Annotated in this window: 9 protein-coding genes; 3 read left to right on the top strand and 6 right to left on the bottom strand. The window is 41.2% G+C overall.

Annotated elements, in window-relative coordinates:
- Positions 1–636 precede the first annotated feature (636 nt).
- On the top strand, positions 637–2,436 hold the full coding sequence (locus tag RM539_RS15595) for a DUF885 domain-containing protein (protein WP_311504346.1): 1,800 nt from the start codon (positions 637–639) through the stop codon (positions 2,434–2,436).
- Here RM539_RS15595 and RM539_RS15590 read toward each other — a convergent pair.
- Both RM539_RS15590 and RM539_RS15585 read right to left on the bottom strand, forming a co-directional pair.
- The gene (locus RM539_RS15590; RefSeq protein ID WP_311504345.1) at positions 2,433–3,203 is read right to left on the bottom strand and encodes an HNH endonuclease; all 771 of its coding nucleotides are present in this window, start codon (positions 3,201–3,203) and stop codon (positions 2,433–2,435) included. The two genes, RM539_RS15595 and RM539_RS15590, sit on opposite strands and share 4 nt — an antisense overlap.
- A 238-nt stretch (positions 3,204–3,441) precedes the next feature.
- Entirely contained in the window at positions 3,442–3,813 is a 372-nt protein-coding gene (locus RM539_RS15585; RefSeq protein ID WP_311504344.1) for a (deoxy)nucleoside triphosphate pyrophosphohydrolase, read from the bottom strand.
- Positions 3,814–3,948: 135 nt separating this feature from the next.
- On the opposite strand from RM539_RS15585, the gene dinB reads away from it, so the two are divergent.
- Together dinB and RM539_RS15575 are read left to right on the top strand one after the other, a co-directional pair.
- Positions 3,949–5,166, top strand: coding sequence for a DNA polymerase IV (gene dinB / locus RM539_RS15580; RefSeq protein ID WP_311504343.1), 1,218 nt, complete (start codon positions 3,949–3,951; stop codon positions 5,164–5,166).
- A gap of 467 nt (positions 5,167–5,633) precedes the next feature.
- On the top strand, positions 5,634–8,609 hold the full coding sequence (locus RM539_RS15575; protein WP_311504342.1) for a DNA polymerase III subunit alpha: 2,976 nt from the start codon (positions 5,634–5,636) through the stop codon (positions 8,607–8,609).
- Positions 8,610–8,943: 334 nt separating this feature from the next.
- Here RM539_RS15575 and RM539_RS15570 read toward each other — a convergent pair whose 3' ends face one another.
- From RM539_RS15570 to RM539_RS15555, 4 genes are all read right to left on the bottom strand, one after another.
- Positions 8,944–9,228: a GIY-YIG nuclease family protein gene (locus tag RM539_RS15570; RefSeq protein WP_311504341.1), complete on the bottom strand. Its 285-nt coding sequence runs from the start codon at positions 9,226–9,228 to the stop codon at positions 8,944–8,946.
- 236 nt (positions 9,229–9,464) lie between these two features.
- Positions 9,465–9,749: a GIY-YIG nuclease family protein gene (locus RM539_RS15565; RefSeq protein WP_311504341.1), complete on the bottom strand. Its 285-nt coding sequence runs from the start codon at positions 9,747–9,749 to the stop codon at positions 9,465–9,467.
- A gap of 264 nt (positions 9,750–10,013) precedes the next feature.
- Complete coding sequence (locus RM539_RS15560; RefSeq protein WP_311504340.1) at positions 10,014–11,576, bottom strand: NAD(P)/FAD-dependent oxidoreductase; 1,563 nt, start codon at positions 11,574–11,576, stop codon at positions 10,014–10,016.
- 80 nt (positions 11,577–11,656) lie between these two features.
- Complete coding sequence (locus RM539_RS15555; protein ID WP_311504339.1) at positions 11,657–12,553, bottom strand: YihY/virulence factor BrkB family protein; 897 nt, start codon at positions 12,551–12,553, stop codon at positions 11,657–11,659.
- Positions 12,554–12,625: the final 72 nt, after the last annotated feature.

Raw genomic sequence — 12,625 nt, 5'->3', positions numbered from 1 at the left:
AAATTTTTCAGGCCAACCCAGCTTTAAATATAACCGTCACCCTAAACTTGTTTCAGGGTCTTCAGGTTGGTTTTGCTTTCCAACCCATGAATTAGATGCTGAAACAAGTTCAGCATGACGAGCCTTGCTTTGTTACAATTTAGAAGATCATCAATTATTTTAGTTCTGATATTTCCCTGCTCTTATTGATGGAATCATTCGTGCAAATCCAGCTTTAAATATAACCGTCACCCTGACTTGTTTCAGGGTCTTCAGGTTGGTTTTGCTTTCAAACATTGATGAGATGCTGAAACAAGTTCAGCATGACGAGCCTTGCTTTGTATAATTTAGAAGATCAATTAATTATTTTAGTTCTGATATTTCCCTGCTCTTATTGATGGAATCATTCGTGCAAATCCAGCTTTAAATATAACCGTCACCCTGAACTTGTTTCAGGGTCTTCAGGTTGGTTTTGATTTCCAACCCGTGAATTAGATGCTGAAACAAGTTCAGCATGACGAGATTCCAGTTTACTATATTTTAGCTGCTCCAGTGGATAAGAAAATTGCTTCTGTAAAGATAATCTAGATAATTAGCAGTTAACAATAGAGAATAAACATTTCCCTATCTTAGTGGCTTCACCTAAACTTTCTGAAAATGTTTAAAAAAATCACTACGGTGCTGCTACTTAGCCTGTTGCTTACAGGATGCAAAGACGAAAAGACAAGTACACAGGAGGAGGCTGCAATGGCGGCCGGTGCAAAACTCGATACAATCCTGAATAATTATTACGAAGACGGACTGCAACTGAATCCGATTTCTGCGACCACTTCGGGAGATATGCGGTACAACGATCGTTTTCCGAATTTCCTTTCAGATAAGTATAACGATAGCCTTCGGAATTATTACAAAACATATAGAAATAAAGTACAGGCAATTGACGACGCCAATCTTTCAGAAAGTGAAAAAATGAGTAAGGAGATTCTGCTTTGGGAGACCAAAATTAATCTGGAAGGATTGGAATTTGAAAAGGAAAAGTATATGCCCATAGACCAGATGTGGTCTGTTAATCTCTTTATGGGGCAACTTGCCAGCGGCATGGGAGCGCAGCCTTTTAAAACGGTGGAAGATTACCAGAACTGGCTTGATCGTGTTGAAGGCTACCTTACCTGGATGACTACTGCGGAAGACAGGATGCGTGAAGGTATGGCCAAAGGTTATGTTTTACCGGTTTCCCTTATAACAAAGGTAATTCCGCAGTTCGCTTCTATGGCTGAAGGTAATGCTGAAGATCACCTGTTCTTTGGGCCGGTGAATAATTTTCCTGATAATTTTTCTGAAGAAGAGAAAAAGCAGCTCACGGCTGAATATAAGGAGATGGTTAAAGAGAAAGTGATCCCTGCTTATAAAAAGATGCACGATTTTATGGCGGAAGATTACCTTGCAAAAGGACGTGAGAGCAGCGGAATTGCTGATATTCCCCGGGGAGAGGACTTTTACAAACACCAGATTAAGCTTTACACCACTACAGATATGACTGCCGAAGAGATCCATCAGCTCGGGCTAAGGGAAGTGGAGCGTATCTCGCAGGAAATGACGGAAGTGAAGGAGCAGGTGGGCTTTGAAGGCAGCCTTAAGGAATTCTTCAATTATGTGCGGGAGAACAAAGATCTTATGCCTTACAGCTCGGCAGAAGAGGTAGTCGCCAATTTTGAAGACATTCATCAGCGAATGAAGCCGAACCTGAGCAGGCTTTTTAACGTAAAACCAAAAACAGCTTTTGAAGTACGAAGGACTGAAGAATTTCGGGAGCAATCGGCCAGTGCCGAATATAATCCCGGTTCCCTGGACGGTACCCGACCGGGGATATTCTACGTTCCTGTGCCCGATGCTTCTGCCTACAACGTGTACAGTGATGAATCGCTATTCCTGCACGAGGCCATCCCGGGTCATCACTACCAGATTTCCTTAACGCAGGAAAATGAGGATTTACCGGATTTCAGGAAGACCCTTTGGTATAGTGGCTACGGCGAAGGCTGGGCTCTTTATGCAGAATCCCTTGGAAAAGAACTGGGGCTTTATACAGATCCTTACCAGTATTTCGGGATGCTTGGCGCAGAGATGCACCGTGCAGTAAGGCTGGTGGTAGATACCGGTTTGCACAGCAAAGCCTGGACCCGGGAAGAGGCGATACAGTATTCGCTGGATAACGAAGCTGAATCTGAAGCCAGTGTAATCTCAGAAATTGAAAGGTATATGGCCAATCCCGGCCAGGCACTTTCATACAAGATCGGGCAGCTTAAAATCCGGGAACTGCGCGAGCGTGCAAAAACAGAGTTGGGAGACCAGTTTGATATTCGGGAGTATCATACCAAAGTACTGGAAACAGGAGCTGTTCCTTTGCAGCTGCTGGAAGAGAAGATTGACCGGTGGATTGGGGAGAAGACCGGAAGCTAACCCTGAAATTTATTTTCATTGTGATACTTCAAGAATTCTGTATCAGGTAAAAATTTTGATGGCAAAAAAATATCCTGGTTTTCGTACTGATAGAAATATTTTTCAAGAGAATCACTTTTCTTTTGTTTCAATATAATATTAGAAATTTTGATTTTGTAGTCTGGTGTGATTGTAATCAACCCACTCTCGAAAGCTTTATCGTGTAAAGCATTTATGGCAATACCATTCCTTGGATTTAATCTATTTTGCTCATCAGAACTCCAAGGTTTTATATGTCCTGCAATAAGAAGTTCACTCTGGCTTATCCCTGTTACACAGCAAGTATTGTTGTAAGAAGCTAAAATGGAACTACGGAAAAATGATTGATTCACTCTGACCTTTACAATTTGCTCTCTTGATTTTCCTTCGGGTAGATTTTTTAAGTCAATTTCGTTTAATTCTTCAATCGATTTATTTTCAAACTTGGATAGTAATATTTCACTTTCAAATGGTAGATCTGTCCAGTTGTTATAAAATTCATCCCAGATAATTTTGTCTAACTTGCTTGCATTAGATGCACCTTTTATTCCTCTTGCTTGTAAACTAGGATCAAGACTTGCAAAATTCACTAATTTGTAGGCTATTGAACTGGGTGTTCTTCCAATTAACTCTGCAAGGTGAACGACCTGTGGGTTGGACCGATGTAATCGACCAAAAGGTAACTTGCAATATAGATTTATTGCTAAAATTAATTCTTCCCTATTCCAAAGTTTTTGCCCTTTTTTCATTCATATCGATTTGAGTGACAAATTAATTTTTACAACTTTGAAATAAGCATTTATGAATTTGTGTCTGCTCATTTGTATGTGACAAATCTAAAATTATTTCAGTTCTATTTCCACAAATAGGACAGTTTACACGTTGGTCATTGTAGCATATCACTTCTTTAAAATCTATCATATAATTTTAGGTCACATTTGCGATAGGAATATAAATATACCTATTTAAATAGAAATTCAACCACCACTATATCCGCCTCCAGCCAATCCAAATTCTTAGTTCCTCTAAACTAAGCCATTTAATTTGTTTATGCTCTGCTAATGTTATCTTCCCGCTGGTGATTTTGCAGCGAAAGGGTAAAAGACTGATAATGATATTACCGGGATAAGTATGTTTGGAAGTCGGGAGCTGCTCAAGGATTTCAATTTCCACTCCCAGCTCTTCTTTTATCTCCCGCTGCAGGCAGGACCCGGGACTTTCGGTTTTTTCAATCTTTCCGCCGGGAAATTCCCATTTTAGGGGGTGCTTCATTTTTTCACTGCGTTGGGCGCAAAGGATCTTTTCATCTTGTTCTATGATGGCACAGGTGACGGGGGTTATTTTGTTTGGAAGGTTCATGTGCAATGAAAATACAGGTTTTTGAATAATTTTTTAATAGAGATTAATCTCATTTTTAACATTGCTTCGGGTTTCTTCCTGTTGCTAATTTTATACTTTTGGAAATATTCCATTTAAAAGGAATAAATCCAAATAATGAAAATAAAGTCAATTTTACATCTGGACCTGGATGCATTTTTTGTTTCGGTGGAACGAAAGCAAAACAGCGAATTAAAAGGTCGGCCGCTAATAGTGGGCGGAATGGGAGATCGTGGCGTGGTAGCGGCTGCGAGTTATGAAACCCGTAAATTTGGGGTGCATTCCGGAATGGCCATGAAAGTAGCCCGGCAGCTTTGTCCTGAGGCAACGGTGATTAAAGGAAATGCAGGGACCTATACCAAAGAGTCCCATACTGTGACCGAGATTATCCGTAGCCGCGTACCGGGTTTTGAAAAAGCCAGTGTAGATGAATTTTATGCCGATCTTACCGGGATGGATCGCTTTTTCGGGATTGAACAGTTTGCATCAGGATTGCGGGAAACTATCATCAAAGAAAGCGGACTCCCTATTTCTTTCGGACTTTCTCAAAACAAGGTAGTTTCTAAAATCGCTACCAGCGTCGCCAAGCCCAATGCCCGGAACATTATTCCAGTGGGAAATGAAAAGAATTTCCTGGCTCCCCTGGAAGTCAATAGAATCCCGATGATCGGAAATAAAACTTTTCAGACTTTACTCAACCTGGGCATCAGGGAGATCAGGACCATTCAGGAGATGCCGGTGGAAATGCTGGAGAGCGTGCTGGGAAAAAACGGCCGGACGATCTGGAAAAGGGCGCACGGGATTGATGAGGTGCCTATCATTCCTTTTCATGAACGCAAGTCGATCTCTACCGAACGTACCTTTGGCCGCGATACCATAGACGTGGTGCGTTTGCATGCCACACTCGTTGCGATGGCCGAAAGCCTGGCGTACCAACTTCGCAAAGGAAATAAACTTACCTCTAATGTGAGTGTGAAAATCCGCTATTCCGATTTTCAAACCTATACGAAACAGGCAAAAATCCCCTATACCAGCGCCGATCATATTCTTATCCCGAAGGTAGAAGAGCTTTTTAAACAGCTCTATAACCGCAGGCTGCTGATAAGACTTATCGGGGTAAAGTTTACCGGACTAGTAGGCGGAAATTACCAAATTAACCTTTTTGATGACAGTGAGGAGATGTTGAGTTTATATAATTCGCTGGACCACATCCGTAATAAATACGGCGAACACAGCGTGCGGCGTGCGGTAACTATGGACACGAGAACCATTGGCCGCATGGGAAATCCCTTTAACGGCGAACCTCCTGTGGTGCTGGCGCACAGGAAACAGTAATTTGAGGTTAGAAGTTAGAGGTTGGAATTGAAAAGTGAGAAGTGGAGAGTTGAAGTTTTAAAAAATGTCACCCTGAATTTATTTCAGGATCAACATGTTCAAAACTTCAAACAAGAAGATGCTGAAACGAGTTCAGCATGACGAAATTCATGCATGACGTACCTACCGTCACCCTGAATTTATTTCAGGGTCTGCATGTTAGGAAGTACAAAATTAAAAGTGAAGAGGAAAAAATGATTATTTATAAAAAGATAAAATCAAATTAACCTACAGCTGCATTGCAGATTCAGCGGAATTCGGCCACCTCCCCTTGAAAAAATGGGAGGAGCTTTTGTGTCGGAAGGAATTTTTTTAATAACAATAACAGACAGCAAAGAACAACATCAAACCCCAACAAAAAAACAACTGAAGCCTACAGCCTAACGCTTAACACTCAAACAACAGACAACAGATAACCCACAACCGAGATGTACCTAAACTGCCACACCTACTACTCTCTTCGTTACGGCACTTTTCCGGTGGAGGAGTTATGTAAACTTGCACAGCAAAACGGGGTAAATTCCCTGGCGGTGACCGATATCAACAATACTTCCGCCTGCCTGGAATTTCTAAGGATTGCTCCGCAGCTTGGTATACAGCCTTTGGTGGGGATCGATTTCAGGAATGGAGTGGATCAGCAATATTTGGGGATTGCCAGAAATAATGAAGGTTTCCGGCAGCTGAATGAGCATCTTTCGGCTCACCTGCATATAGAAAAAGATTTCGCTGCGCAGGCTCCGCAGCTGCCCGATTGTTATATTATTTATCCTTTTGAAAAAGTGGTTGCTCAAAAAAAAACAAATTTCAGCAAGAATGAATTTATCGGGGTTTCTGCAGAAAACCTTCAGAAATTAAAGTTTTCGACATACCGGAACATGGAAAATAAACTGGTACTGCTGCAGAGCGTAAGCTTCCGCAGTAAAAAAGATTATAACGCGCACCGCCTGCTACGGGCAATAGATAATAATACCTTGCTGAGTAAACTTCCCGAAAGCGAACAGGGAAGTTTCTCGCACCAAATGCAGCCGTTGAAAAAACTGAAAGCCGAATTTGAGGAATTTCCTCATATTCCTGAAAACACTAAAAAGATAATGCAAAGCTGCAGGGTGGATTTTGAATTTGGAAAGAGAGAAAGCAAAAATCTGAAATATTTAGAAGGGAAAGAGAAAGATGAACATGAATTGAAGAGAATCTGTTATAAAAATTTTCCTAAAAAGTATCCCGATGCGGAGAAAAAAGTTCTGGAGCGGGTAGATAGGGAGCTTTCGATAATTATTGACCTGGAATTCGTCTCTTACTTTTTAATCAACCTGGAAATTGTGGAATATGCAAAGGGTGAAAATTATCCGGTGATAGGGCGGGGGAGCGGTGCCAATTCCATCGTGGCCTATATTATTGGCATTACCAATGTAGACCCGATTGAGCTCGACCTTTATTTTGAACGCTTTATCAATGCCAACCGTAAATCTCCACCCGATTTTGATATTGATTTTTCATGGAAACACCGTAACGATGTAACGGCTCATATTTTTGAAACTTATAAAAATACCGCGCTTATGGGAACTTATGTGACTTTTAAGCGGCGGGCGGTGGCGCGGGAGCTGGGGAAGGTTTTTGGTCTGCCTAAAGAGGAGATCGATAAACTTTCTGCCGGATTTTTTAATTATAAAGAATTGGATGAATTAGAAAAACTGGTGCTGCGATACAGCGCCTTAATTGAAGGTTTTCCGAATTACCTTAGTGTTCATTCCGGCGGAATTTTAATTTTGAATGAGGACGTACACAACTATGCCGGCACTTTTCTTCCGCCTAAAGGTTTTCGCACCATTCAGATTGATATGAATATCGCTGAAGAAGTTGGGATCCATAAATTCGATATTCTGGCCCAGCGCGGACTTTCGAAAATCACCGATGCCATTGAAATCATTAAGCGCAACCAGCCCGGGGCTTATATTGAGGATATGGCAAATATTTCCGTTTTTAAAAATGATCCCGAAATCAATAATCTGCTGAAAGTTGGTGATTGTATGGGAGTTTTTTATGTGGAGTCCCCGGCCATGCGGGGGCTGCTCACAAAATTGCAGACCGATAATTATGAAAATCTTGTAGCGGCCAGTTCTGTAATTCGGCCGGGGATTTCCAGCGCCGGCATGAAGGAGGAATTCATCAAACGCCACCGCGATCCTGAACGCCGAGAACAGGCGCATCCGGTGATGTACAAAATTATGAAGGATACTTATGGCGTGATGGTTTACCAGGAGGATGTGATGAAAGTTGCCTATAAATTTGCCGGACTGGATTTAGACGATGCCGATGTGTTGCGGCGCGGAATGAGCGGCAAGAAAACTTCTAAAGCCCAAATGCAAAAAATTGAACAAACCTTCAGGGATAATTGTAAGCAAAAAGGCTATTCTGAAGCATTGACCACAGAGGTATGGGAGCAGATTTCATCTTTTGCCGGCTATGCTTTTCCGAAGGGACACTCCGCTTCCTATGCGGTGGAGAGTTACCAGAGCCTCTATCTTAAAAAATATTTTCCGCTGGAATTTATGGTGGCGGCGTTAAATAACGGTGGCGGATTTTATAAGGTGGAAACCTATATCCAGGAAATAAGAAAATGCGGCGGCACGGTACATGCGCCCTGCATCAACAAAAGCGATCATCCCAATACTATCTACGGGAAAGATGTTTACCTGGGTCTTGGATATATTAAGGAGTTAGAAACAAAAGTTGTTCAGCAGATTCTGGAAAACCGGCAGTTTTTTGGAGAATTTAAGTCGCTGGACGATTTTATAGACCGTATTCATATTTCTATTGAGCAGCTGGGTATTTTGCTGAAGATCAATGCCTTTAGGTTTACCGGACTTGATAAATATCATTTGCTTTGGAAAGCACATTTTAAATTAAGTAAAAGTAAGCCTAAATCCAATCAGGCGGTGTTGTTTAAACCGCAGCATAAAGATTTTGATTTGCCGGAATTTGAATTTTCCCGTTTAATTGAAGCTTATGACCAGATGGAGTTGCTGGGATTTCCGCTGAGCAGTCATTTTGATTTGCTGAAGTTTCCTATGAAACCTGCAGTAAATGCCGCAGATTTAAAAAGGTATATAGGAAAGGAAATAGAAATTTACGGTAACCTGATTACCGCTAAAAAAACCGGTACAGTAAACGGGAAGTATATATATTTCGGAACTTTCTATGATGAAAACGGGGATATTTTCGATACTGTTCAGTTTCCGGAGTCTGCGGAAAAATATCCGCTGCGGAATAAAGGAATTTACTTGTGCCGCGGAAAAGTGGTGGAAGAACTGGATTATATTTCTATAAGTATCAGCTGGATTTCCCGGCAGGAAACAGCTGGGGATCCAAGGCTTATGAATAATGGGTTTAAAGTGAGTTTTTAAGTGGAAAGTGATTTTCATCATGCTGAATTTATTTTAGCATCTTGTTGTTTGCAGTTTCCAACCTGTAGACCCTGAAACAAGTTCAGGGTGACATTGTTTGTGGAGTTTTGATTTATTTTTTTTCGTCCTGCTGAATCAGAATTGCGATTTACTAAGTCATGCTGAATTTATTTCAGCATCTATTTAGTTTGCAGTTTCGAACGTGCAGACCCTGAAATGAGTTCAGGGTGACATTGCTTGTGGAGTTTTGATTTGTTGTTTTCGTAATGTTGAATTCAGGGTGGGCAATCCACCACGTCATGCTGAACTTGTTTCAGCATCTCTTCAATAATATTTACAACTCTTCAAATAAATCCCTAAGCTCAGGATTTTGAGATTTAATGAGATTCCATTTCCACTCTTTATGCCAGTTTTTTAACTGCTTTTCCCTTGCAATGGCTTGCGTGATATCTGAAAACTCTTCAAAATATGCTAAAAAGGAGAGGTTGTATTTTCTTGTAAAGTCAGACCCCTTTCCTTCTTTGTGTTGAATAATTCGTGCCGGTAAATTAGAAGTGACCCCAATGTAAAGCATGTTTCTGGACTTGTTTGTTAGAAGATAAACATAGCTTGTTTTCATTGTATCAAGTTACTATAAACTTTCATAGTCTTAATGCTGAACTACATCAGCAGGTTCGTCATGCTGAATTTATTTCAGCATCTATTTAGTTTGCAGTTTCGAACGTGCAGACCCTGAAATGAGTTCAGGGTGACATTGCTTGTGGAGTTTTGATTTGTTGTTTTCGTAATGTTGAATTCAGGGTGGGCAATCCACCACGTCATGCTGAACTTGTTTCAGCATCTCTTCAATAATATTTACAACTCTTCAAATAAATCCCTAAGCTCAGGATTTTGAGATTTAATGAGATTCCATTTCCACTCTTTATGCCAGTTTTTTAACTGCTTTTCCCTTGCAATGGCTTGCGTGATATCTGAAAACTCTTCAAAATATGCTAAAAAGGAGAGGTTGTATTTTCTTGTAAAGTCAGACCCCTTTCCTTCTTTGTGTTGAATAATTCGTGCCGGTAAATTAGAAGTGACCCCAATGTAAAGCATGTTTCTGGACTTGTTTGTTAGAAGATAAACATAGCTTGTTTTCATTGTATCAAGTTACTATAAACTTTCATAGTCTTAATGCTGAACTACATCAGCAGGTTCGTCATGCTGAATTTATTTCAGCATCTTTTTGATTGTTGCTTCCAACATGTAGACCCTGAAACAAGTTCAGGGTGACGTTGCTTGTGGAGTTTTGATTTGTTGTTTTCGTAATGTTGAATTCAGGGTGGGCAATCCACCACGTCATGCTGAATTTATTTCAGCATCTATTGTGTTCAGAGTGTTCAACATGTAGGCCCTGAACCAAGTTCAGGGTGACGAAGCTAGTTTTTCAACTACCGCATCTACACAATTTATTCCGTCTATAGCTGCTGAAATAATTCCACCGGCATAACCGGCACCTTCCCCACAGGGATAGAGACCTTTTACTTTAATATGTTCCAGTGTTTCAGGATCTCGCGGAATGAAAACCGGGGAAGAGGTACGGCTTTCCGGAGCGTGAAGTACAGCATCATTGGTATAGTAGCCTTTCATTTTTTTACCGAACATCACAAAAGCTTTCTGGAGCCGTTTAGCGATTAGTGGCGGTAAAACTTTATTTAGATCAACACTTACTATTCCCGGCTGATAGGAGGTTTTAGGGAAATCGGCAGAGATTTTTCCTTCCACGAAATCTATCATTCGCTGCGCCGGTACCTGCTGGGTTTTGCCCGCAGCTTCCCAGCATGTTTGTTCCACCATTTTTTGAAAATCAAGACACACAAAAGGATCACCAGGTTCAAAATTTGGCAAATCTTCCGGTTGTATACTTACCACAATTCCGGAGTTGGAATAGGGATTATTTCGCTTGCTGGGGCTCCAGCCATTGGTAACCACTTCTTCCGGGGAGGTGGCACAGGGTGCAATGATGCCGCCGGGACACATACAGAAAGAATAAACTCCCATCCCGTCTACCTGCTCCACAAGGCTGTAAGAAGCGGGCGGTAAATATGGATTTTCATCATCTCCATGGTATTGAATCTGATCTATAAGTTTTTGCTGATGTTCAATTCGAACGCCGAGGGCAAAAGGTTTGGCTTCAATTTTAATATTCTTTTTATGCAGCAGGTAAAAGATATCCCTTGCAGAATGTCCTGTAGCCAGGATTACCTCATTAAAAGTATGCCATTCTTCAGCATTAATTTCAATGGCTTCAATTTGTGAATTTTTGAGCCTGAGATCTGTTAGTTTCGAATTAAAATATACTTCGCCGCCGGCTTCTATTATCGCCTTCCGCATAGAAGTGATTATTTTCGGCAATTTATTGGTGCCAATATGAGGATGAGCATCTACAAGAATATCTGGATCGGCTCCAAAATGAACAAACCATTGCAGGGCCTTCAGTACATTTCCGCGTTTTTTGGACCGGGTATATAACTTCCCGTCCGAATATGTTCCTGCGCCACCTTCCCCAAAGCAGTAGTTGGACTCGGGGTTTACAGTTTGTTCCTTATTGATCTTTGCCAGGTCATGCCGGCGTGCCCGTACATCTTTTCCTCGTTCAAAAATAACCGGTTTTAATCCGGCTTCAATACACCGAAGTGCAGCATAAAGTCCTGCCGGCCCCGCACCAATAATTGCGATTTCTTTAGAAGCAGAAACCTGCTGCGGAAGATAAACAGGGATTTCTGTCCCTACTTCATCCTTCTGCCAAAGCTCTACCTGCAAATTAAGCTTTACCGGTTTTCGGCGGGCATCAATAGAACGTTTCCGTATACGCCAGTCGCCTAATTTGGCCTTTTTCAGCTTCGCTTTTTCTAAAGCAAGTTGCAAAACAACATCTTTATTTTCCTGCTGATGAGGTAGAATTGAAATTTGTACCAGTGTGCTCATTGAGGGCAAAGATAATACAAAGGCAAAGAGAATTTTAGGTTGCGCTTTATGTTGGCAGGAAATTCTTCCGTAGAAAGAATCTACTTTTTTCCTTTTGTATTGTGACGAATATAATTTTCTGTTTCTGAATTTAATTCAGCTCCCAGAAGAATAATAAAACTGGTAAGAAAAAGCCACATAAGCAGTACTACAATTGCTGAAATTGAGCCGTAAACTTCTCCGTAGCTCCCAAATTTACTCACATAATAGGAAAAGCCCCAGGAAGCAATCAGCCAGAGTACGGTAGATAAAATTGCACCGGGAAGCACCCATTTAAATGCAGGGGTTTTACGCGGGGGTGCATGGCGGTAAACCAGCGCCAGAAAAAATACAACAATAAGAGCCAGAAGCAGCCATCGTGCCCAGCTAATAAGTGTTTTTACTGAACCTGGAAATCCAATCTGATCAACTAAGGCAGGAAAAGCTACAATAAAAGCCATACTTAAAATCACCAGAATTACAGCGCCAAAAGTAAACAGCAGGGTAAGGGCATTCTCTTTAATAAAGCCTCTTTCCGTTTGAATTCCGTAGGCGATATCAACTCCTATAAACAAAGATTTTGTCCCTTTATTGGCACTCCATAAACTAAGAAGAATTCCTATTGCGGTACTCCACCCCAAAGCCTCTCCCGGAGTAGCGAGGAAACTTTCCACCTGGGCCTGTAGAATCTCATATGCCTGCTGTGGCATCATAGAGGAAAGTTCTGCCAGCTGTCCCTGGATTTGTTGAGGATCTACCGCAAGGCCGTATATTGATATTAAAGCCATAATCGCAGGGAATACGGCAAGAAAAGCATAGAAGGCCACTCCTGCAGAGACTATGGAAACTTTATCTTCTGCAATTTGATCTTTTACGCTTAATACAATCTTTTTCCATCCTGAAAATTTGATTTTCGTGGGCTTCTTAATTCCCTTTATTTCACCTTTATGCTCTGTCATAGTTATATTAAAAAATTAAAAGGGCCTTTTGGCCCTCTTAATTGAATTATCCTAATTTAGGAATTTTAGCTG

The organism is Autumnicola musiva (genome assembly GCF_031846585.1).
Classification (GTDB): Bacteria; Bacteroidota; Bacteroidia; order Flavobacteriales; family Flavobacteriaceae; genus Autumnicola; species Autumnicola musiva.
Note: the sequence above shows the minus strand (reverse complement) of the source record. Positions and strands in the feature narration are given on the sequence as shown.

What these genes read in the sequence shown, in the direction of transcription:
- RM539_RS15595 (WP_311504346.1), top strand. Translation starts at nt 637, where the DNA reads ATGTTTAAAAAAATCACTACGGTGCTGCTACTTAGCCTGTTGCTTACA.
- RM539_RS15590 (WP_311504345.1), bottom strand. Translation starts at nt 3,203, where the DNA reads ATGAAAAAAGGGCAAAAACTTTGGAATAGGGAAGAATTAATTTTAGCA.
- RM539_RS15585 (WP_311504344.1), bottom strand. Translation starts at nt 3,813, where the DNA reads ATGAACCTTCCAAACAAAATAACCCCCGTCACCTGTGCCATCATAGAA.
- dinB (WP_311504343.1), top strand. Translation starts at nt 3,949, where the DNA reads ATGAAAATAAAGTCAATTTTACATCTGGACCTGGATGCATTTTTTGTT.
- RM539_RS15575 (WP_311504342.1), top strand. Translation starts at nt 5,634, where the DNA reads ATGTACCTAAACTGCCACACCTACTACTCTCTTCGTTACGGCACTTTT.
- RM539_RS15570 (WP_311504341.1), bottom strand. Translation starts at nt 9,228, where the DNA reads ATGAAAACAAGCTATGTTTATCTTCTAACAAACAAGTCCAGAAACATG.
- RM539_RS15565 (WP_311504341.1), bottom strand. Translation starts at nt 9,749, where the DNA reads ATGAAAACAAGCTATGTTTATCTTCTAACAAACAAGTCCAGAAACATG.
- RM539_RS15560 (WP_311504340.1), bottom strand. Translation starts at nt 11,576, where the DNA reads ATGAGCACACTGGTACAAATTTCAATTCTACCTCATCAGCAGGAAAAT.
- RM539_RS15555 (WP_311504339.1), bottom strand. Translation starts at nt 12,553, where the DNA reads ATGACAGAGCATAAAGGTGAAATAAAGGGAATTAAGAAGCCCACGAAA.